The 23,520-nt window shown below is 45.7% G+C and carries 15 protein-coding genes; 9 read left to right on the top strand and 6 right to left on the bottom strand.

The window, feature by feature from the left end:
• Positions 1-316 precede the first annotated feature (316 nt).
• Genes F0364_RS14825 through F0364_RS14815 form a run of 3 tightly spaced genes read right to left on the bottom strand, consistent with a single transcriptional unit; the run spans position 317 to position 6,100 of the window.
• Positions 317-1,180, bottom strand: coding sequence for a KOW domain-containing RNA-binding protein (locus F0364_RS14825; protein WP_153798574.1), 864 nt, complete (start codon positions 1,178-1,180; stop codon positions 317-319).
• 13 nt (positions 1,181-1,193) lie between these two features.
• Positions 1,194-2,894 (bottom strand): SusD/RagB family nutrient-binding outer membrane lipoprotein, encoded by a 1,701-nt coding sequence (locus F0364_RS14820; RefSeq protein ID WP_153798573.1) that lies wholly within the window; start codon positions 2,892-2,894, stop codon positions 1,194-1,196.
• Between the two features lie 20 nt (positions 2,895-2,914).
• Positions 2,915-6,100 (bottom strand): SusC/RagA family TonB-linked outer membrane protein, encoded by a 3,186-nt coding sequence (locus tag F0364_RS14815; RefSeq protein ID WP_153798572.1) that lies wholly within the window; start codon positions 6,098-6,100, stop codon positions 2,915-2,917.
• A gap of 886 nt (positions 6,101-6,986) precedes the next feature.
• Between F0364_RS14815 and F0364_RS14810 the strand changes: the two genes are divergently transcribed.
• Both F0364_RS14810 and F0364_RS14805 read left to right on the top strand, forming a co-directional pair.
• Complete coding sequence (locus F0364_RS14810; RefSeq protein WP_153798571.1) at positions 6,987-9,209, top strand: tail fiber domain-containing protein; 2,223 nt, start codon at positions 6,987-6,989, stop codon at positions 9,207-9,209.
• A gap of 228 nt (positions 9,210-9,437) precedes the next feature.
• Positions 9,438-11,282, top strand: coding sequence for a tail fiber domain-containing protein (locus F0364_RS14805; protein ID WP_153798570.1), 1,845 nt, complete (start codon positions 9,438-9,440; stop codon positions 11,280-11,282).
• A gap of 83 nt (positions 11,283-11,365) precedes the next feature.
• On the opposite strand, the gene bamJ is transcribed toward F0364_RS14805, so the two are convergent.
• Positions 11,366-12,121: a BamJ family beta-barrel-assembly machinery protein gene (gene bamJ / locus F0364_RS29305; RefSeq protein ID WP_153798569.1), complete on the bottom strand. Its 756-nt coding sequence runs from the start codon at positions 12,119-12,121 to the stop codon at positions 11,366-11,368.
• 468 nt (positions 12,122-12,589) lie between these two features.
• Between bamJ and F0364_RS14795 the strand changes: the two genes are divergently transcribed.
• Positions 12,590-13,072: a hypothetical protein gene (locus tag F0364_RS14795; RefSeq protein WP_153798568.1), complete on the top strand. Its 483-nt coding sequence runs from the start codon at positions 12,590-12,592 to the stop codon at positions 13,070-13,072.
• A 24-nt stretch (positions 13,073-13,096) separates the two neighbouring features.
• Here the strand turns inward: F0364_RS14795 and F0364_RS14790 are convergent, their stop codons facing one another.
• The gene (locus tag F0364_RS14790; protein ID WP_153798567.1) at positions 13,097-14,383 is read right to left on the bottom strand and encodes a bifunctional folylpolyglutamate synthase/dihydrofolate synthase; all 1,287 of its coding nucleotides are present in this window, start codon (positions 14,381-14,383) and stop codon (positions 13,097-13,099) included.
• Between the two features lie 139 nt (positions 14,384-14,522).
• Between F0364_RS14790 and F0364_RS14785 the strand changes: the two genes are divergently transcribed.
• Together F0364_RS14785 and F0364_RS14780 are read left to right on the top strand one after the other, a co-directional pair.
• Positions 14,523-15,227 carry a hypothetical protein gene (locus F0364_RS14785; RefSeq protein WP_153798566.1) on the top strand — a complete coding sequence of 235 codons (705 nt, stop codon included), beginning with the start codon at positions 14,523-14,525 and terminating at the stop codon, positions 15,225-15,227.
• 317 nt (positions 15,228-15,544) lie between these two features.
• A complete protein-coding gene (locus tag F0364_RS14780) occupies positions 15,545-16,225 on the top strand; it encodes a phosphatase PAP2 family protein (protein WP_207632690.1) in 681 nt (226 codons plus the stop codon).
• 147 nt (positions 16,226-16,372) lie between these two features.
• Here the strand turns inward: F0364_RS14780 and F0364_RS14775 are convergent, their stop codons facing one another.
• Positions 16,373-18,520, bottom strand: coding sequence for an alpha-glucuronidase family glycosyl hydrolase (locus F0364_RS14775; protein ID WP_153798564.1), 2,148 nt, complete (start codon positions 18,518-18,520; stop codon positions 16,373-16,375).
• 509 nt (positions 18,521-19,029) lie between these two features.
• Between F0364_RS14775 and cysM the strand changes: the two genes are divergently transcribed.
• From cysM to F0364_RS28960, 4 genes are all read left to right on the top strand, one after another.
• Complete coding sequence (gene cysM / locus F0364_RS14770; protein WP_153798563.1) at positions 19,030-19,911, top strand: cysteine synthase CysM; 882 nt, start codon at positions 19,030-19,032, stop codon at positions 19,909-19,911.
• 103 nt (positions 19,912-20,014) lie between these two features.
• Positions 20,015-21,205: a glycoside hydrolase family 172 protein gene (locus F0364_RS14765; RefSeq protein ID WP_153798562.1), complete on the top strand. Its 1,191-nt coding sequence runs from the start codon at positions 20,015-20,017 to the stop codon at positions 21,203-21,205.
• Between the two features lie 698 nt (positions 21,206-21,903).
• Entirely contained in the window at positions 21,904-23,265 is a 1,362-nt protein-coding gene (gene tig / locus F0364_RS14760) for a trigger factor (RefSeq protein ID WP_153798561.1), read from the top strand.
• 76 nt (positions 23,266-23,341) lie between these two features.
• Positions 23,342-23,515: a hypothetical protein gene (locus F0364_RS28960; RefSeq protein ID WP_207632689.1), complete on the top strand. Its 174-nt coding sequence runs from the start codon at positions 23,342-23,344 to the stop codon at positions 23,513-23,515.
• The last annotated feature ends 5 nt before the right edge of the window (positions 23,516-23,520 follow it).

Here is a 23,520-nt window from a genome sequence, read left to right as displayed (position 1 = left end):
GATTGCGACGCAACGAAGATGCCATGAAATACTGTTGCTGGTATCATAGTCGTGTTGGCGAATCAATGCTGTTTCTTTAATGCTGCAAGCCCTGGGCCTGCCGAAGGCGGTGTAATAAGATCTCATTACGTAAGACGGCATCAACAAGCTTCAACTGATATTAATTTTATAAAGGAACCAGTATTGACTGGTGAATGGGAATGACAAATAACCTCTGACAACGTGCAATAAAAAAGCCCTCGCATAGATATGGAGGGCCATGTCTTCTACTTTGTATTTTGATCACATGAGAAAGAGAAGAACAATCATTTTAAAACTATTTTTTCTTTAGTATAAACTTGTTGCCGGCATAGGGCACGCCACCGTAGTAAACAGTAAGGTTTAAAGTAATGATGCCTGTACAGGAAAACACGAAACCTGAGCCTTGTACTTCGGCTGTAGTGCTGCCGTAACCGCCGGTGCCTTGTTTGGCAACAGTGGCCTGGCCACTTTCGGGGTTTACATCAACAACCGTATTCTTCTGGTTTACCCCACCCCAGGCGGTTGCAGGATAACCGAGAAAATTAACCTGGTTCTCAGAAGGGCCTTCCAGTACCTCAATGATGTCGCCGGGGCTGTAATCGGCCCAGTCGTCCTGAACCACTTCGTAAGTGCCGGCAGATGCTGCCGCGGAAAAAGCACAAACAGCAGTTGCAGGCCAGGTAAGTGCCATTTTATAGGCCGGGAAAGAGGAGAAGGATGTGGGGGTATTGGCCATAGAAAATTTACGGCCATCAGCAGTCACCACCTCATTTTGCAACGAGTACTGGGTACCTGGTGTTATTTCGGCAGGGGCCAGCGCTGCGGCCAGTTCTGATGTTTTTACCTCCAGCGTAGTACTGCCGGAATAAGGTACATTTTTAATCAGCTTCCAGGCCGAGGCATCCAGCACGTTAGAACCTGTTGCCACATAAATATTTACGCTGGCAACCGCCGAGCCATACTCGCTTACTTTTATAGAAACGGTAGCATCAGGGTTACTGAAATCAAGGTTGGTATTAACGGTTTCGTCAAGCACCAGGTAAGAGCCAACCAACAGGTCTTCGTACTGGGCATTGATGCTGTCTTTTTTGCATGACTGCAGGCCTGCAAGCATTATTATTGCCGCACCCGCCAGTAGTATGTTGAATAGTTTTTTCATTGCCGGTAATTTTTTAGTGGTATAAATTGTCGGGGTTAATATCCCAGAACACTTTTACATTGGTAGCATCTTTCTGCTTCACTTTCTGGTTAAAGTTTACATATACCGAAGGGTAGAAGAAAGAGCGTATGAAAAGACCTGGGTCTGGTATGATGGCCAACTGGAAATTATCCGGCTTGGCGGTACGGCGATAGTTGTTATAAGTTTCCAAACCGTTGCCCCACGCAGCTATGTAATATTCTTTCTCAATAATGTTCAGCTTAGCATCTGTAGTTGCCGCCGCCCTGTATTGCTTTACCACATAGTCTATGTAAGATTGCTTTTTGTATGGAGTAATGAGAAAAGCAGTGTCGGAAGTGGGCAGGCCATAGTTAATGGTTGCCGGGAAGGCTTCTACCTTGTCGAATGAAGCTGAAATGGCGCTCACAAGCAGCGCTTCAGCATCGCCGGTGGTACCCAGTGTTAAGGCAGCCTCTGCCTGCAGGAATAAAGAGAAAGAGCTAAGCCAGATGGGTTCCATACCAGCCCCTTTGGCCCCGGTTTCGCGTCCTGAACTTTGGCCAACTGAAGTATTCTGGTCTGCATCAAAAGCGCCTGCCGCGGGGTAAACGCCCCAGGTTGTTTTTACAAGCCCATCGGCGCCGATGCCTTCATTGTTGCCATGGTCTCTGCCCCACCAGCCACCGGGCAATACGCAATAGGGCGATGTGGCCGGGTAATTGGGCGGGAAGGCCCTGAAATAACAGGCAAGGGCAAATTGCAGCTTGGTTTGGTCGTTAAGGCGGGAGTCTGAATAATCCGTGGGGCTGATGCACTGGCGATAAAAATAATAACGGGTCCGGGGATCCATAAAACCCTTTTCCTTTGCGCAAACCCACATAGCATAAGTGCCAATATAGGCGCCTGCACCGTTATCGGTACCATAGTTGCCTACATAGCGGCCATCGCGGCTATCAGGCGCCTGTGTACGTGTACCGTAGAAGAAGGAAAAATCCTGTGATGCTGTTTTAATAATATCACCCTCAGCAAGAATGGCGTTTATCTTATCTTTTGCACCGGCATCAACAAGGCGTGTTTGCACGTAAGCACGAAGCTTAAGCGTTTTGGCGAGTGTAATCCATTTGGCAGCGGAACCGGCATAAAACAAATCATTGGTTGGGCGTGATGCCGCTGTTTGACCTAATGTTGATATTGCCGAATCCAGCAGGTTAATGGCTGCCGCATATACATCTTCATCATTATCGGCAGCCGGGTTGGTGTTATCAACACCAAGGTTGGCTTCGCTGTAGGGCACATCGCCAAACAGGTCAACCAGTGTAAACAAAGTAAATGCCTTCAGCACTTTGCCGATGCCTGAATGTATGTACTGCCCTTTTGCCTCGGCAATGGGTATCATCGTATTCGCAGTTTTGAAGATGGAAGTGTAGGCGTTGGTCCAAACACCATCAAAACTGCCTGCTGAATATGCGTTAAAATAAGTTGGGCCAAACATGGTTTGCTGACGTACCAGCGGGTCTGTAAGGTCTGATACGCCGCGGTGAAAGTTTTCAAAACTCAGCAACAGGTTATTAAGGTACAGGTCTGCATCGCCTGCGCCTGTTGTGGCCAGGTTTGGGTTTGACAGCAGCGTATCGAACTTATCGTTAAGCCTGCTGCAGCTCACCGTAAACAAAACCGGCGTTATTATGATGACCAGTAAAAGTATTTTTTTCATCGTAAAATAATTTTATGCGGTTAAAAAGTTACCCTTATACTGCCCCCAAAACGGCGTGAAGAAGGGCCTGCAAAGAAATCCAGCCCCTTGGCATTGCTTACACCAAGGCTGTTGCTCTCAGGATCAAACCTTGCGTTTTTAGGAAAGTTGGGCGCATAGTAAAACAGGTTTGTACCGGAAAAAGTGAGCGATACCGAGCCAAACGGTGTTTTATCCAGGAATCTTTTGGGAAGCGAATAAGAAAGCGACAACTCTCTTAAACGTACAAGTGTGGCATCCCAGATGGCGGAAGAAGAAGGGCCAAAACCAAGATTATTGAAATAGATATTGTTCACACTTTGCTGGATATCATTTGGTGTTCCATCCTGTTTAACTGCGTTGGGCAGTATAAGCGGGGTTTTTCGGTCTGTACCAACATCGGCGGTAAGGCCGCGGGCCAGTAATGTACGCACTGTATTAGACCACATGCGCCCCCCATGCGTATAATCCCACTGCATACGGAAGCTGAAGCCTTTCCACGATAAGGTGCTTACACCGGTAAGCTTGTAGCTTGGGTTGGGGTCTGCAATAATGCCTATATCGGCAGAGCTGAGGTAATAGCCGTTATTATCAACGATGTATTTGTTACCCTTGCTGCTGTCCACCTGTATGAAAGTGCCTTGAATAATACCTAAAGGCTGTCCTTCTATGGCAAAAGTCCCCAGGTTGGAGTAGCCTCCTGTCTGTATTTGTTTGATGTCGGAAGGCAGGTCGTGTACTTTGCTCCTGTTAAGGGTAAAGATGCCGTTAAGGTCCCACTGCCAATCAGCACTGCTGATAACAGTCACTCCAATATTGGCTTCTATACCTTTATTGTCAACAGCACCAGCATTAACAAAGGTTGATGTAGAGCCCGTCGAAGGGTCTAACTGCCTTTCGAGTATCTGGTTATTGGCTGTTCTAAAGTAGCCCGTTAAATCTACGCTTAACCTGCTGTTAAAGAATTTGCCTTCTATACCGGCCTCCACTTCTTTAATAAGTTCCGGCTTTAAATTGGGGTTGGGCAGGCGGTTGGGAATCGCGGCTGTGTTAACCACATTGCCTGTTGCATCAACAAATGAATTGGTTGTAATTGCCAGGGATGGCCTTGTATTGTAAGGATCGGGAAAATGGGCAGAGGTTGAGTACCCCAGGCGCACTTTAAGATAATTAATCGTCTTTGATGATTTCAATGCTTCAATAGCGGAAGTGGGCACAAATGAAGCGCTTACGCCGGGATAGAATAACCGCCTGTTATCTTTCTCCAATGTAGAAATCCAGTCATTCCTGCCGCTTAATGTCATGTAAAGAAACTCGCGGAAGCCTAACTGGGCCTGCGCATAGGCGCCAGCCCTTATTTTTTCGCCTTTGTAGTTCAGCAATCCACCACCCTCGCTGTAAATATCATGGCTAATAAAGTTGCTGTGGTTAAAAAGCCCGTACACCAACTGCTGGGTACTCTTCATACCATCCTGGTTATAACGGTCTTCACGTAAATCGAAACCGGCATCAACGGTAAGGTCAAAATCAGGGGTAAGGTCGCCTGTGTAATTAAAGTTTAGGGTATGGTTAAGTATGGAGTTAAATACGTTGGTGGTCCTGAAAACACCGTTTACATAACCCACACCGCCAGCTTTGCCCCCTTTATTAACCTGCAGGCTTGTTTGCTGGCTGTAAACATCCACGCCAAAGCGGTAGTTTACAGTAAAGCCGGGGTAAATATCATACTTAAGGCCAATGGACCCATAGGAGCGATAAGTTTTATCTGTATTCCGTGAGTTGTTAACCGTCCAGCGGGGGTTTTCTATATCATTGCCTCCCCTGTAATAGATAGACTCGTGTGTAATAGGGTTCTCATAAGGCAGCCCCATCAGGTTAATGCTTCTTGGCGTAAACAGCAAATAGCCAAAAACGGAGGTTACATCAGGGCCGCCGCCGCCGCTGTTGGCGCCTACAGCCGGTGTTTGAAAATCTGTAATGGCAAAATTCAATACGGCATTTAAGGTAAGTTTGTTGCTAAGCCTGGCTGAACCGCCAAGGCCGAAGTTATTCTTGTACACACGGTTATTGGGTGTAAAACCCTGGTCGCCCAGGTAAGAATAGTTGCCGTTAAAAGACACTTTTTCCGAAGAACCAGATATATTGATAGAAGTTGTGCTTACAAGCCCGGTTCTGAAAAAGGGCCTTACATTATCATACGCTTTATAGTCCTGTGTTTTCCCTGCAAACAGCTCGGGATAAGCAGCTATCTGGGATGGAGAATATGCTAATTGCGCCGGGGGATCTGTAAACTTAGCTCCCCAGTTGCTAAATGCTGCGGAGGGCACAAGGTCAAACCCGCCACCATACTCATTTTGATAGTTGGGAAGGTTGGCAATCTTGTTGGCAAATAAAGACTGGCTTACTGTAACTTCTGATTTACGTGCTGACTTTTTTGATGAGCCGTTTTTCGTGGTAACCAGCACAACACCGTTCCTGGCGGCCTCCCCATATAACGTAGTTGCACTAAGACCTTTTAGCACAGTAACACTTTCAATATTGTTTGGGTCAAGGTCAAGAAACCGGCTGGAGGTAGATGTACCGCCACCATACTGAAAGTTATTATCAGTGTTGTTTCCACCGTCAAAAGGCACGCCATCTACAATAAATAACGGGGTAGCCGCACCGCCGGTAATGGTGCTGATGCCACGTATGGAAATGTTCGTTCCCGAGCCGGAAATACCGCTTGAATTAAGCACTTCCATGCCCGGCACTTTACCATTCAGTACCCTTGCCAGGTCTCCTTCAGGCCTTAGCTGCAGGTCTTTTGAGGCTACCGTAGACACCGCGTAGCCAAGCGCTTTCTTTTCCCGCGTAAACCCCAGCGCGGTCACCACTACCTCGCTAAGGCTTTTTGTATCTGCAACCAGCGTTATTACCAGGGCGGTTTCCTTTGCCGCTACTTCCTGCGTAATAAATCCCACGGCAGAAATTACCAGCACAGCATCCGGTTTTGCAGAAAGCGAGAAACCGCCATCCGAACCTGACACCGTACCATTTTTTGAACCTTTGATTACAATGCTCGCCCCGGGAACAGGTAAGCCCTTGTCATCTGTTATCGTTCCCGAGATTTTGGAATTTGCCTGGGCCAGGGCAAAGCAATAAAGGCCCAGAAGTGCCGGGAGGCACATCAGTAGTTTTTTTCTCATAAAAGTGTTTTAAAGTACCGTTTATAAAAGTTTACAACCGGCTATACGCAAGAAAAGGCCGACCATACCAATGGCAGCCTTTTCTTATCGAAGTGCTTAAAAATAGTGATTTTTACTAAACCAAAATAGTTTGTTAAAAAAAAACTGTGAGTTTCTTTTATTTTTTAAAAAGTTTTGTTCCAGATTTTTTGATTCATGGCTTCTCAAGTTCCGCTTAAGATCAATTTAAAACAACGTATTAGTTCCCTGCACAGCAATAGCAGCATTTAATCCTTGCTCAGTAAGAAAGTACAGTTATTTTTAGGAATAAGATTTTTTAGGGGGTGTCCCTCGTACCTCGGGCCGGGCTTTCCGCTCATACTCCGGCACAAGGCCCTGCTGCAAATGGCCTCACCGGGGTATCCGCTTCAATCCCTCACCCGAAAGTGTAACCTCTTTCTTCTTTTGCAGGCACTCTTAACTACAACACAATAGGCCGGATACTGCAACTATTAATAGTGAATCCATACCGGTTTCTTAGCGGTGCCGGCATGCTAATACTTCACAACAGTTTGTTCATGCTTACAGATGCACAGCTTTTAAAAAATCAATTATTACAACTTATACCGGTAAATAATTAAAGGCAAACACATGCTAACTGAAGCTTTGATTTAATGCATCCGCACCTGTAGATTTATACCACGCTAACATGTTGCCATACTTTTTTTTCACGCTTTTAAACAGCCGGCTATTTATGCTTTGGCTATTCTTCTTATAAAATCCAGTCTTCGTCAATAAGCAGCCATATAATCCTCAGTACTTATTTCAGCCCTTCTATTTATCACAAATACTTGTGATACAGGTAATTTTTTATCCTATACATTATTTAACATTTAAACATTCGTTTATGACCAGAAAAACTTACGCAACTATTCTTTTGGCGCTCTCTGTTGTATGCGCTGAAAAAACCAATGGCCAGGCTAACACGTCATTATCTAACCTGGCAAATCCAACCTCTATTAATCAACACCTTATACCTAATGCGAGTAACCTTCGGGATATTGGCAGCGCTGCCAACAACTGGCGCAATTTTTATTTCGGAACCGGTATTTATTTCGGTAACAGCTTAACAGTGCACTTGTCAGGAACAGATAATTTTTTCGCAGGGCGCAATGCGGGCAATCCTGCTCTTACCGGCCTTTCCAATACAGGTGTGGGAAATTATGCGCTTGACAATGTTACTACTGGCAGCAACAATACGTCACTTGGCTTCAGGTCACTTAATTCTTTAACTACAGGCACCAACAATACAGCACTAGGCTTTAGAACCTTGTACAGCACCACTACTGCGGGTTATAATACGGCTGTAGGCTACAGGTCTCTTTACACCAATACCACAGGGGCAAATAACACCGCCATAGGGTATCAAACTTTGCAAGCCAGCACAACGGCAAACAATAACACCGCCGGTGGTTATTCTTCGTTGTATTCAACTACTACAGGGTCTAATAATACGGCATACGGATATCGCTCACTATATACCAATACTACGGGTGCCCGGAATGTAGCTATAGGTCACAATACCCTCACCTTAAATACTACAGGCCAGTATAATAGTGGCGAAGGGTATGAAGCCCTGTATTCCAATACTACCGGCGGCTACAATGCAGCGGTTGGAACTTATGCCCTTAGAACAAATTCAACCGGATCTTACAATACTGCTACCGGTTACGGCGCCTTGTACAGCAATACAACCAACTACAACACAGCTTATGGCGCTTTTTCTTTATACAATAATACAACCGGCTCTTACAATACTGCCGCTGGCTATGCTGCCTTGTACATAAACACAACCGGCACACGCAACTCTGCTTTCGGCCATTATGCGCTGGAAGTAAATTCAACCGGCAATGACAATACTGCCGCTGGTTATTATGCGCTTCAAAGCAATAGTACCGGTACAAACAATACGGCCACTGGTTCACAGGCCTTATACACTGCAACCACCGCCGGCTACAACACCGCGGTTGGTTCACAGGCTTTGTACTCCACCACAACAGGAAACTATAACACTTCTGCTGGCTACTATTCTCTGCGGGCAAATTCAACCGGCTCATCCTCTTCTGCTTATGGGTACTATGCACTATATTCCAACACTTTAGGTATTGGCAATACAGGCATTGGGTCCTACTCACTTGAATCCAACACAACAGGCGATTACAACGCGGCTCTTGGCCGGTTTTCATTATCAGTAAATACAACAGGCAACTACAATACCGCTGTAGGCTATAGTGCCGATGTTAGCGCAGGCAGTTTTACAAATGCTACCGCTTTGGGCTACAACGCAACAGCTACAGCCAGCAACCAGGTTAGAATTGGTAACAGTACAGTAACAAGCATAGGTGGTTATGCCAACTGGAGCAACATTTCTGATGGACGTTATAAGAAAAATGTCAAAGAAAATGTTGCAGGGCTTGACTTTATCAATAGACTCAAAGCTGTTACGTACAACCTCGATATAGCGGGTCTGAATAATAAAATGGAAACCCGGACAAGGTCTCTTACTACACCGGAAAAAATATCAGAAAGCGAAAGAAGAGCGATAGCCGAAAAAGAAAAAGTTATTTACAGCGGTTTTGTAGCACAAGATGTTGAGAAAGCTGCTAAAGAAATAGGCTATGAATTCAGCGGTGTGGATGCTCCTAAAAGTGAAACTGATGTTTATGGTTTGAGATATGCTGAATTTGTTGTGCCATTGGTAAAAGCTGTACAGGAACTTTCACAACAAAATGAAGCCATGCGGCAGGAAATTGCCGAACTGAAAGCAATGATTGGCAAAAACCCATCTGCTGTATTAAATGTTTCCGACGCATCGCTGGAACAAAATACCCCAAATCCGTTTAAAGGCAGCACTGTTATTAACTATTCTTTGCCTCAACGTTTTGCCTCCGCACAATTGGTGGTATATGATGCATCTGGCAAGGCTCTTAAACAATTGAACTTGTCCTCACAACAGGGCAAAGGCAGGATTACCCTTGATGCCGCCACACTCTCCTCAGGCGCTTACAGTTATTCGCTGGTTGTTGATGGCAAACTTGTTGGCACTAAAAAAATGCTGCTGTCAAAATAAATGCCCGTGCAAACTTTTCACAGACTTTTTACGTCAGCCATGTTTTGCAAAACATGGCTGACGTATTTATGCCCAGCAAGCTGCTACAGCAGGCTAAAACAATCCTGCAAAAGCCGTTGAATAAACGGATAGCAGCCGCTGAAAAACTCATTCCGCCTGCAAGTTGCCGCATAAAATAAATTTACCCGGTAAATAACAATTAAACCTATTCAACAAAAAACTAACACTATGATCAACAGGACATGCGCTGTTACGCTCGTTACTCTTTTTTCTTTTGGCTCCCTATTATCTTATGGGCAAGCCAACCAATCGTTATCCAACCTTTCTAATCCAACAACGATTAATCAGCACCTTACTCCTAATATTACCAACACGCGGGATCTTGGTACTTCCGCCATAGGATGGAGATCAATTTACCTTAACTCCAGGTTATTTCTTAATGGTGCGCTAACTGTACACGCACCAGCTACCGGCAATTTTTTTGCAGGCCCTTACGCCGGTAATACCGCTGCTACCGGTGAATCAAATACCTCTCTCGGGCATTATGCGCTGGATAATGTTACTACCGGCAGTAATAATACCGGCCTGGGCTTCAGATCGCTTAACTCGTTGACCACCGGCACTAACAATACAGCCCTGGGCTTTAGAACATTATACAGTGTTACCACTGCCAGCGGCAGCACTGCCGTAGGGTATAGAGCGTTGTATTCAAATACCACAGGCGGTAATAACAGCGGGTTTGGGTTCCAGGCATTGCAGGCCAACACAACAGGCGCCGCCAACACTGCCGGTGGGTATAGCTCATTATATTCCAATACTACCGGCAGCGCCAATACAGGATATGGCTATTTGTCTCTCTACTCCGTTACTACCGGTTACGAAAACAGCGCTTCCGGGGCATCAGCCCTGTATTCCAACACTACTGGCGAGGGCAATACCGCCGGCGGTTACAGCGCTCTTTATGCCAACACCACCGGCTATGCCAACACTGCTACCGGCAGGTATGCCCTTTACCTAAACAGTACAGGCTTCAATAATTCCGCTTACGGCGACAGGAGCCTGTACCTTACCACAACGGGCGATTATAATACCGCAGTGGGCACTAATGCGTTATACAACAATTCAACAGGCAACGGCAATACCGCCGTGGGTTTTAATGCGGGTTCTTTTTATTCCGCAAATTCGTACAACCTCTACCTCGGTTACGCAACACAGGCTGGCGCCGCAGGCGTCAATTATTCCGCTGCTATTGGATATGGGGCTGTAGTTAATGCCAGCAACAAAATACAGCTCGGCACATCCACTACTGTACTGGCCGCTACTGGCGGCGTTACCATTGTAAGCGATGGCCGCTTTAAGGATAATGTGAAGAGCAATGATGTTCCGGGGCTTGCATTTATTAATAAACTGCAGCCGGTTACATACAATATGAATTATATAAAGTACGATGATTTTGTAAGAAAAGGACAGCGAAACAATAAAGAAATAGCCGCCGATGCAGCTTATCAAAGCAGGCTTTCAGAAAAAAGCAAAGCCAGGGAAGCCGGGTTTATTGCACAGGAAGTAGAGAAACTTTGCAAAGAACAAGGCTATACCTTTAACGGTGTTTATACCCCACAAAACGAAAACGATAATTACGGCATTGATTACAGCCGCTTTGTAGTTCCGCTGGTGAAGGCCGTACAGGAATTATCACAGGAAAATGCAGCATTAAGACAGGAGCTGGCCGCAAGCAACCAGGCATTGAAACAGGAAATAGACGCTCTAAAAGCATTGATTGCGGGCAAGGCGCCAGACGCCTCCCCTGCCGATGCTTACCTAAAGCAGAATATACCCAACCCGTTTAACAATACTACATCAATACAATATAGTTTGCCTGCAAAATTCAAGACTGCTCAAATTGTTATTTTTGATGCGTCGGGTAAATCATTACAGCAAATAAATATTTCCAAAATGGCTGGCCCCGGTATAGCAACCATCAATGCGGCCACACTCTCATCAGGTGCATATAGCTATTCGCTGGTTATTGACGGCAAAATTGCAGGCACCAAAAAAATGATCCTCTCCAGGTAATTTTTACCGGCATCATAATAAAGCAAAATGCTACCGGATTTGGTAGCATTTTGCTTTATTATAATTTTCTAAACAATTTACCCTTATTCTGATTTTGGCTCTTCCGTTGTTGCGCCTGTGCCTTCCTTAGGTTCTATGCCCAGCAACTCTACATCAAAAACAAGTGTAGAGCCGCCTTTAATTGTTGGGCCTGCATCCCTGTCGCCATAGGCCAGGTGCGATGGCAGGAACAATTTCCATTTACTGCCTACAGTCATCATTTGCAGGGCTTCTGTCCAGCCGGGTATTACACCGTTCACAGACAACACAATGGGTTCGCCACGGTCAACAGAACTGTCAAATACGGTACCGTCAATCAGCGTACCATGGTAATGCACTTTTACTTTATCAGTTAATGCAGGTTTGGCGCCCGTACCTTCTTTTATTACCTGGTATTGCAAACCGCTGGGCAAAACAACGATACCAGCTTTCTTTTTATTCTCGTCCAAAAAAGCTTCTCCGGCTTTGCGAGTAACCGATGTTTTGTCTTTGGCAATCTGCTGCATGCAAGTCATCAAAACCTGTTGAACCTGCTCTCCGCTCAACTTTGTTTTACCGGTTTTAAACACATCGTCAAACGCCTTTTGCACCAGCAACGAGTTTACCTGTTTTACACCCTGCTCCTTAAAATAAGTAGCCACATTGGCGCCTATAGCATAACTAAGCGAATCGGTGGTATTTTTAAAAGCGCTTACCGTTGTGGCAGCCACTGCTGTTCTTGGTTTTGGCTTGGCCTTGGTTTGAGCCATTGTTGCATAAACACCCGCGGTACATACCGTAATCAAAACAATTTTTTTCATTCTCTTGTATTTGTAGCCGCCGAAATTAGAATAAATTGTGTTTAAACCTAACAGATTTATAATTGTTTTACCAATAGAGGCATGTGTATTGTTGCCGCTTTACCACGGCCAGCCTGCAAATAAAGCAGCAGGTTACACCACGGGTGAGGGATTGCAGCGGTTACCCCGGTGAGGCCATCGCAGCCGGGCGTTTGTGCCGGAGTATGAGCGGAAAGCCCGACCCCTTGCGATAGCTTGGGGCACCCCCAAGTACGAAGATTGAAGTACGAAGTACTTACTTGTGTTAGATGTTTGATGTGGGATGTAATCAAGTACGAGTTACGAAGTACGAAGTACTTTTCTATGTAAGATGTTAGATGTGGGGTGTACGATGTAAAGGAACTGTGTCTTTAAGATCCGAAACACGATGTAAAAATGTGAGCAAACAAATACACTGTACATTATATTTTTTGTATTAAAGTTTATACCATGGCAAATCCTACAATTGAACTGGTGGCGGCTTTACGGGAAACAGCCCGCCGGCTTAAACAAGGCGCTCATTACGCATGGGGCAACCATGGCGCCTGTAACTGCGGCAACCTGCTGCAGGTAATAACCCACCTGAGCAAAGAAGAAATTCTTGCCTATGCACATACCGGCATTGGTGAATGGACAGAGCTTGCCGTAGACTATTGCGGCGTTACAAATGCGCCGGTTGATATGCTGCTTTCTAAACTGCAGCAGGCCGGACTTACACCTGTTGATATCCATAACCTGGAATACCTGGAAGACCGTGAAGTGCTGAACCATTTACCTGGCGGTTTCCGCTGGCTTAAACGGAACGTAAAAGAAGATGTGATACTGTATTTTGAAACCTTTGCGCAGTTGCTGGAAGACAGGCTGGCGGCACAGGTACACCTGCCTGAAGAATTGCTGCAATACAGGCAACCTAACACTGCATTGCCTGTTTAGCGCTTCAGCCTGAAAAAGTTTTACCTACAGCACTTCCGCCACTAAAAAAACACTGCCGCAAACTATAATCATATCATTGGCATGCGCATGCTGTTTAGCTTGCTCAAGTGCAGCATGTACATCGGCAAAGGCTTTACCATCAAGGCCGGCCTGGCGGGCTTTTTCCAGCAAATCATCTTCTGGCAAAGCCCTGGGTATTTGTGCCTTGGTAAAATAATAAGCCGCGGTTTTAGGAAGCAGTGCCAGCACGCTGCTTACATCCTTATCTTTTACCATACCCAGCACAATATGCAGGTGCTGGTAAGTACAGAGTTCAATTTGCTGTACCAGTTGTTTTATGCCATCTTCATTATGAGCAACATCCAGTATAACAGCAGGATGTTGCTGCACCTGTTGCCAGCGGCCTGCCAGCCCGGTTATGTGTTTTGCATTAGCCAGCGCCTTGTGTAAAGCAGCCTCTTTAATATCCCACCCGGCAAGCCGCAGTTGATGAACCGCCTCCAGTACGGTAACCAGATTTTTTGTTTGGTATATGCCGGGCAAGTCAAGCTCATACATTTTTCTTTCGCCATTTCTTTTTTCTTCTACGTTAACCTGCAGGTGGTTATGCTGATAGGCCCAATCCACGGCATTCCATTTGTCCTGCGCAAAAACCAGCGGCGCTTTTACAGAAAAGGCTTTTTCTTCAAATACAGGTTGGGTTTCCGGCAAAACCTCCCCCACCACCGCGGGTATGCCAGGCTTTATAATGCCGGCCTTTTCAAAGGCTATTTTGGCAAGCGTATCGCCAAGTATATGGGTATGGTCAAGCCCTATGTTGGTAATAACACACAGTTGCGGCACAATCACATTGGTACTGTCAAACCTGCCGCCAAGCCCTACTTCAACAACAGCCACATCTACCTGTTGCTGGGCAAAATACTCAAATGCCATGGCAACGGTAATCTCAAAAAAAGAAGGTGATAATTTTTCAATTTCCGGTTTTATCCGTTCTGTAAACTCAATCACAAAACTTTCCCCGCACAGTTGGCCATTTACTTTAATGCGTTCCCTGAAATCTTTCAGGTGCGGGGATGTATATAAACCTGTTTTGTAACCTGCCGTTTGCAATATGGCGGCCAGCATGTGGCTTGCTGAACCTTTGCCATTGGTACCGGCCACATGTATGGTTTTAAATTTTTGCTGCGGATTTTCCAGTGCGGCACATAAGGCTATCGTATTGGTAAGGTCTTTCTTAAACGCCGCATCGCCAATGCGGCTGAACATGGGCAGTTTATCAAAAAGGTAATCAATGGTTTGCTGGTATGTCATAGCGGTTGCAAAGATGCGGATAGAAAAGATAAAGCGTAACAAACTTGACCGGGTGGCGGTAAATTCAAAAAAAAATTTAGTGCCTCAAATACTGTATGCGTAAAGATTAATAGTTTTGGCCGTACCCAAATAACATATTATGAATCCTAAATCTATCGTACGTCTAAGCAATATCATAGGTGTTGCTTCTATTTTGCTCCTCATTTACTGGGTTTTTACTTTTACCTTAAACGAAGTGTTTGAACTGAAGGTTTTCAGGCGCAATATGACTGAAATTTTCATGTTTAGCGTGATGGGCATATTGGCACTTATGTTTGGCGCTTTAATGCTTAATGTAATGTTTAACCTTACAAGAATAGCATGCAAGCTTCATAATGACGCTTTGCCGCCGGAATGGAAACGCACCAGGCTTTATGGCATTCTTTTATTGGTGGCTTTCCCTCTTATTGCGGCATTTCTATTCACTGGCAATCACCTTACAATAAAGAAAAAAGAAAAAGTGCTGATAAACACCGCGGAAAAAATTGTTGCAGATAATCAGAAAAAAGTTACCGACTTGCTCAATTACAATTTTACGCCGGAATGGCTTCACAAAATGGACGATTTTATTAAAGTGATCATAAGAACGGATGACAATATCCCATCCATGGAAATTATAACAAGGGACAGTATCAATGGCATGGCCACATACCTTTCTTTCGATAGTTACTACAGGCCTGAAAGTGATACTCTTCTGCCTGAAAAAAAAGATTTCATTTTTCGGAGCAGTAATGAAGAAAGGTTATACCTGGATAGTGTTTTTAAAGGCCAGGCAACCAACAAACGCTTTGGGAGGGCAGGGTAATTACGAACTTTTCTACCCGGTACAGGATGGCAACAAAAAAATGGTTTTTTATTTTACAGACCACATGAGCTATGGCAAACTGGGAAGTTAAAATCTCATAAAACCCGCATCCCTTTCAACGCTGTTCAAGTTAAAACACCTTAATTCTGCTTTAAAGCATATGGTTACATTATTTAATTTACTACCTTACTTTTAATTTAACCATTTTACCAACTTGTTAAGCAAATAATAAAGTGACCTGTAATCAACACTTTTACGGGCCGGCAGGCTTGCCCAATACACTAAAAAATAGTTTGCAGCGTTATTGCCGCATGAAAATGCTGCTCTTACTCTTACCTTTCATTTCCTTAACTTATTTAACCAATGCCCAATCGGCCGATAGTGCCGCCCTGCAGTACAAACCCCTCAGGTTTACCGGGCGCCAGTTGCTAATTCCGGCAACCCTTATGGCGGGTGGCATTTTGCTCAACAGCAATGCCCCGGGGTCGTTCAAAAAATTTGTTGTGGATACACGCAACAACAAAATGCCCCATTTTAGAACGCATGCTGATGATTACCTGCAATATGCCCCCATCGCCCTGGCCTATGGCCTGGATGCGGCCGGCGTTAAATCCCGCACAGATCTTGCCAACCGCACTGCCATTCTCTTAAAGGGAGAACTGATTATGACGGGCACCGTTTGCCTGCTTAAAAACCGTATTGACCAGCGCCGCCCCGATGGTGTAGGTTATGACGCCTTTCCTTCCGGCCACACGGCCCAGGCATTTGCCGCTGCCACTTTTTTGGCAGAAGAATACAAACACCGTTTTAAGTGGATGCCTTATGCGGCTTACAGCATTGCAGGCTCAGTAGGGGCGCTGCGCATAGCCAACAACAGGCATTACATCAGCGATGTGCTTATGGGCGCAGGTATTGGCTTTTTATCTATGAAAGTTGCTTACTGGACACATGGCTACATGTGGGGCCGCAAAAAGAGAATAAATACGGCCATCCTTTAACCAGTTGTTGCCGTTGGCAACATCAACAAACAATTTTATGAGCCCGGCAGTGTGAACTACTATTGGGCGTCCCTTGCGTCGCACTCTTCTGCGGCTGGATTCGCTAAGCAGCTTTTCCCGCAATATATAAGTTTCTATCGCGGCCCTTTACAACCCATTTCCCGGTGCGTATGGAAAACGCTGGCCCATATAGTATTCCAGCGCCTGGTCCGGCTTTTCGTACCCATCCGGTATCGGCATTTTCGAGAAAGTCTGAAAATACAGCAAACAGGCATTGCGCCACCAGGCAGCTTCTTTCAGTTGTATCGCCAACAACATCTGCACCTGCCTGAACCGCTCCTGGTCAACCTTTCCGGCAAGCTTGTCCCACTGTTGATGCATAGCTTTTACGGAATCAACCCCGGAGTAATAACGGTGGCATAATTCCGCCCAAAGCGTACGGCCCGATTTCATTTTAAAACCCCAGGGCACATGGTGAAACCATAACAGTAATTTTTCCGGCGTTGAATCTATTGAAAGGAATTGCTGCTGTGCCGCCGGTGCATATTGCGCCAGTGCGTTGCTGCCGGTAGCAGTTCGGTCAAAGCCCAGCCCTGTGGAGTCCGCACGGTGATAGTAAACTGGGTTCCAGTCTGCCCTGCCTGCATTGGTTACCCAGGGGGCGGGCCCGTAGTGGTGCCCGGTACCCATAATATGGTTAAGGCCAAGCGGCGTCATATAATTTACCATGGCTTCGTAGGAGGCCAGCATTATGCTTTTGATACTTTCAACCAATTCAATGTTATTGCCAAAAGTTTGGCGCACCCATTCATCTGCTATGTTGGCGGCGGTAAGGCGGTTATCCCATGCCAGCCTGCCGAATGCATACCAGTTTGCCTGCCCAAAGGGGTGGCCGGTCCAGTTTCTGTCATTGCCAATATTGGCAACACCGGCTATCCCGGTTTGGGTATAGCGGTGCAGGCTTCCGTCAATCACACGGGCAACGGTAGATCCTTTGCCATCCCTGTAAGTATCCGTTTCAAATATTTCCTTAAACATTGGGGCTTCATATACCAGGTGTGTGGACTGGCCCAGGTATTCCTGGGTAAGCTGTAACTCCATCATCAGGGGTGTTTTGGGCATTGCCCCAAATAAAGGGGAAACAGGTTCCCTTGGCTGAAAGTCAACGGGCCCGTTTTTTACCTGTACAAATACATTACTGCTAAACTGTCCATCCAGCGGTTTAAACTCATTGTAAGCCTGTTTAAAACGGTCTTCCGGCGTTTCGTTGCTGTACACAAACGCCCGCCACATAACCATGCCGCCATAAGGCGCTACGGCGTTGGCCAGCATATTGGCGCCGTCTGCATGTGTACGCAGGTATTTCTGCGGCCCCGGCTGCCCTTCGGAATTAGCCTTAACCAAAAAGCCGCCAAAATCTGGTATAAGCTGGTAAATCTCCTGCGCCTTTGCATTCCACCACGCTTTTACAGAATCGTTCAGCGGGTCTGCGGTTGATAATTTGCCAATCTCTATGGGAGCGCTGAACCTGGCAGTCAGGTAAACCTTTATGCCGTACGGCCTCAGCACATCTGCCAGTGCTTTTACTTTTACCAGATAGTCCCTTGTAAGTACAAGCGCATTGGCATTTACGTTGGTTAATACGGTACCATTAATACCAATGGAAGCGTTGGCCCTTGCGTAGTCAATATAACGTTGGTCAATATAATCCGGTAATGTATGCCAGTTAAATATAGAAATGCCGGCATAGCCCCTTTCAACATAACGGTTAAGGTTATCCCAGTGGTTCAGCAGGCGGTGCTGCAGCGCAGGTTTGCTATGTACAGAAAGCTTCTCCAGGCTTTGATGTGTTTGCATCAACCGCAAAAAGTAAAAAACGCCGTACAATACACCTATGTGAGTATTACCTGTAATAATAACCGCTTTACCGGCAGCGGCTTTGTAACTGATGATGGCGTAACCTTCTGCGCCCAGGCTATCATAGTTTACAGCAGGCATGGAAAAACCCGCGGGTATATGCTGCCTGCTGAATACCAGCAAACTGCTGTTACCCGCATTGCCCGTATTTATCTTTTTTTGCAGCAGCCCTTCCAACCCAGCATTAAGTTCCTGCCAGGCTGCTTCAAGCGTTGGGCTTACCCTGGGGCAATATACATTCCGCACCTGCTGACGGTATTGCTGCAACAGCTTTGCGTTACTTATTTTATCATAGCGCAGCCACAGCCGGTAGCCGTCTTCCGCAAAAACCTGTATTGTTACAAGAAAAAAAGAAAAGGCAAGACAAACTTTTTTCATTTCAGATGGTTTTTACCTGGCAGCATAACCAGCCAGCAAAATGCCACGCAGGGCATTAAAAGTAAGCATTATCCAGATTTTTTTGCAATCGGTTGCATTTTTGCCTGCCTGGTTAAAGAAACAAAAGGATGACCGCCATATCAACCGTGGAGATCATTGCGTCTCACGGCATGTATAAAACCTGCCCGTAAAAACAGTTGCCTGTTGCACTTTAGGGTGAGGGATTGAAGCGGTTACCCCGGTGAGGCCATCGCAGCGGGGGCCCTGTGCCGGAGTAATAGCGGAAAGCCCGACCCCTTGCGATAGCTTGGGGGCACCCCCTAAAAATCTTATTCAGACAGAACACAATAACCTGCCGTATCCCGTAGCTTTAGTACCATCAACCATCCGTAAAATTGCCCTGGCCCCGGTAACCGGTGGGCCTTAAATTCCGCATATAGCAAATTTTTCGTTTTCAATTCGCCTATAAAACCGGAAATTGCACCACCTTATTGTAAATATAACCGGATATGGCAGGCATTCTTGATCTTGTTGGCAATACGCCGTTAGTTGAATTAAAAAATATTCCCACTAATAAAAACGTAACCATATACGCCAAACTGGAGGGCAATAACCCCGGCGGCAGTGTTAAAGACAGGGCCGCTTACGGTATGATAAAAGGCGCTTTAGACCGCGGCGAACTTAAACCAGGCATAAAACTTATAGAAGCCACCAGCGGTAATACCGGCATAGCGCTGGCCATGATTGCGAGCCTTTTTGGCGTGGAAATAGAGCTGGTAATGCCGGAAGACTCCACCCGTGAAAGGGTGCTTACTATGGAAGCATTTGGCGCCAAAGTAATTCTTACACCCAAAGAAGGCTCTATGGAAGCCGCTATTGATTATGCCAATGCGCAGGTTGCCAAAGGCGGTTATGTTATGCTAAACCAGTTTGCCAACGAGGATAATTATAAAATGCACTATGCCACCACCGGCCCTGAAATATGGAAGGATACGGAAGGTAAAGTAACGCATTTTGTATCGGCCATGGGTACAACCGGTACCATCATGGGCGTATCGCGGTATTTAAAAGAACAAAACCCGGATGTGCAGATAGTAGGCTGCCAGCCTACGGATGGATCCCGCATACCTGGTATAAGAAAATGGCCGGAAGCTTACCTGCCCAAAATATTTGACCGCAGCCGTGTTGACAGCGTAGTTGAAGTTGATGAAAAGGATGCACGTACCATGACTAAACGCCTGGCAAAGGAAGAAGCTATTTTCTGCGGTATGAGCAGCGGCGGCGCCGTTTATGCCGCCACACAGGTGGCCAAAAAACTGGAGAAAGGCGTTATCGTGTGCATCATCTGCGACCGCGGCGACCGCTACCTGTCCTCTGACTTATTTGATTAAACCGGTATTTTACCGGCACTAACCGGTATAAGATTGGCCGGCTACCGCTACGCCGTTGGCGCCCCTGCCCAAACTTTTTATCTTGTTGCCATAATCAGCATTTATGAGAAATATCTGCCTGTTACTGCTGCTTGGCTTTGCCTGCCAGCTTAAAGCACAGCAACTGTACACCATGCCAGACAATGCACAATCTTCCATCAGTAGTTTTGAAAACATCAACGGCCTTAAGGGGCAGGGTGGCAAAACCAATAAAACAGCCAAAGGCAATGCCTTTGAACCATTAAAAGCCGGCGAAACAAAAACCTTGCTTGATGTTAAAGGCGCCGGCATTGTACAAAGAATGTGGTTTACCGTTAACGACAGAAGCCCGGCCATGCTGCGCTCCCTGCGCCTGAGAATGTTTTGGGATGGCCATACAAAACCCGCCGTAGATGTGCCCTTCGGTGACTTTTTTGCGGTAGGACTGGGCAAAACCGCGGTGTTTCAATCAGCGTTGTTCACCAACCCGGAAGGCAGGTCTTTTAACTGTTACATACCCATGCCATTTAAAACCGCCGCCAGGATTATTATTACCAATGAAAGCAGTACAGATTTACCGCTGTTATTTTTTGACATAGACTTTTTGAAAAAACAGCCACCGGCCAATTCACTATATTTTCATGCAGCATGGCACAGGGAAATTACATCAGACCCGGTTAATGATTTTGAGCTTTTGCCGCTGGTAAAGGGCCGTGGCAGGTTCCTGGGCGTAAACGTAGGCGTAAATGCAGATACAACTTACGGCACCACCTGGTGGGGCGAGGGAGAAGTAAAAATGTTCATAGACGGAGACTCAAAACTGCCCACCATCAATGGCACAGGTACTGAAGATTATATAGGTACCGGCTGGGGGCAAGGCGCTTACAACCACCTGTACCAGGGCTGTACCGTTGCAGATGAAAAAACGAAACAATACTGTTTTTACCGCTTTCATGTACCCGATGAAATTTACTTTGAAACCGACTTTAAAGCTACTATTCAAAAGATAGGCGGCGGAGATTATGGGCAGGTTAAAGAACTGCAGCAAAAAGGCGTTAAACTTATACCGGTTTCCGTAGCTACAGATACCGGTTTTGTAAGGCTTTTTGAAGTCAATCCACCCTTATCCCTGCAGGACAGTAATTTTCCCAAAGGCTGGGTTAATTTTTACCGCATTGACGATTATTCGGCTACCGCTTACTTTTACCTGGATAAACCCGTAAGTAACCTGCCACCGTTATCGCCGGTAACAGAAAGGGCTAAAAACATGAAATAGGCTGCATGTGGGGCGAGTGGGTTAGTGGTAAATGGCGAGTGGGGAGTAGCCGGTGTTGCATCGTACGTTCCACACTTACATCTTACATTTCCTTTACATCGTACACCCTACATCAAACATCTTACATAAAAAAGTACTTCGTAACTCGTACTTGATTACATCCCACATCAAACATCTAACATAAGTAAGTACTTCGTACTTGCTTTTGGGGGTGCCCCCAAGCTGCGCAAGGGGTCGGGCTTTCCGCTATTACTCCGGCACAGGTCTCTGCTGCGATGGCCTCACCGGGGTAACCGCTGCAATCCCTCACCCGAAAGTGCAGCAGGCTGTAAACAAGTAAGAGTTACGAAATACGAACTACCCAAGGATAACAGGTTGACTTTTTTGTTTACAGGTGGATAGTTGAAGTACGATTTACGATTTTTTTCGCCGCTTGCATACATAACAAACTTCTAAATAATTCGCTCTTTTTTACATCATACATCCCACACCTAACATATTATATAAACAGGTTCTACCCACGCAAAACAAAGCCAGATATTGTTAAAACATTCAAACATTGGTTCAACACACTGTAAAAAGCTGCTTACAAAAACAACCAAAACCTTAACTTTGCTGCCCGTTTTAAGGCACGCAGATATTTTTTTCGCATTTCTGCAATGCCGCTTCATTTAAAAATCAACAGAAAATAAAATATCATGGCTACAATCACCCGTGAGAATCTTGGCCTTTTAAACGATAAATTGGTAGTTAATGTGGCTAAAGATGATTATTACCCAGCCTTTGAAAAAAGCCTGAAAACATACGCTAAAAACGCTAATATCCCAGGTTTTCGCAAAGGCATGGTACCGGCCGGACTGGTTAAAAAAATGTATGGCCAAAGCGTGTTTACCGATGAAGTGCTGCGCACCGTTGAAAAAGAGCTGAACAACTACATGGTTCAGGAGCAACTGGATATTTTTGCCCAGCCGCTGCCGCTGGAAACAGATTCCCGCATGTTCGACCTCAGCAACCCCAGTGATTATGCGTTCGCTTTTGAAATTGGCCTGAAACCCAGTTTTGATGTAAACATCAGCGGCATTAATGTTACCCGTTACAAAATAGAGGTAACAGAGGAAATGATCAACGACGAAATTAACCGCTTACAGATACGCAACGGTAAAATGACAGAACCTGAAACCGTTGAATCAGACGAAACTGTATTGAACCTTGACTTTAAAGAATCAGACGCGGACGGCAATGAAGTGGAAGGCGGGATCAGCAAATCTAATTCGCTGCTGCTTAGATATTTTAACGAAGCTACCCGTGAGCAACTAAAGGGCAAAAGGAAAGATGATACACTGGTAATACAACTTAGCCAGGCTTTTGATGAAAAGGAAAGAGAGTGGATTTTGGGAGACCTTGGCCTTGCTAAAGATGACGCTTCTGCTGCTGACAAATTCTTTAAAATTACCATCACTAAGCTCGGCCTGGTAGAAAAAGCAGAACTGAACGAGCAGTTTTTTGCTACTGTTTATCCCAACAGGGGCATTGCTACCGAAGAAGAATTCCGCAACGCGGTAAAGGTTGAAATTGAAACCTATAATGAAAGCCAGAGCCGCAACCAGTTGCACGACCAGATTTATCACCACCTGGTTGATGATACGCCAATGGAATTTCCCGCCAGCTTTTTAAAACGCTGGCTGCAACAAGGTACTGAAAAGGCAAAGACTGCCGAAGAGGCAGAAAAAGAATACCCATCTTTTGCCAACCAGTTAAAATGGACCCTGATAACTTCCAAGCTTATCAACGAAAACAAAATTGTAGTAGATAACAGCGAAATAAAAGAACAGGCAAAGCAGCAAATGCTGGGTTATATGGGCGTTCAAAGCCTTGATGACGCACCCTGGCTGGAAGAATACAGCAACCGTATGATGCAGGACCAGAAATTTGTAGAGAATACCTACTTCCAGATACAGACTTCTAAATTGTTCAACTTGCTGGAGTCGCAGGTGACTGTAAAGGAAGAAAGCATTAGTGCCGAAGATTTCGCCAGCAAAGTACACCACCACCATCACTAATCAGGTAAGTCAAATTACTAACAGGCCGGGCTTTTGTCCGGCTTTTTTGTTTCCTTTGGTGCCTTAAACCATTCTTATGCAGGAACTGATTGACCGGTTAAAAGCGAAAGGCTTAACAGAACAGCAGGCCTATGACGCTGTGGAAGTAATCAAAACATTCGCGGCTGAAAAGTTTCCCATATTTGCCGGGGCCATCAACAAGTTATTTGACAAATACAGCCCTAAAGAAGATGATGATTTTATGCCTTGAGGGGT

This window comes from Foetidibacter luteolus (assembly GCF_009650435.1).
In the GTDB taxonomy this organism is placed as follows: Bacteria; Bacteroidota; Bacteroidia; order Chitinophagales; family Chitinophagaceae; genus Foetidibacter; species Foetidibacter luteolus.
The sequence above is the reverse complement of the archived record's forward strand: the minus strand, read 5'-3'. Positions and strand labels throughout refer to the sequence as shown.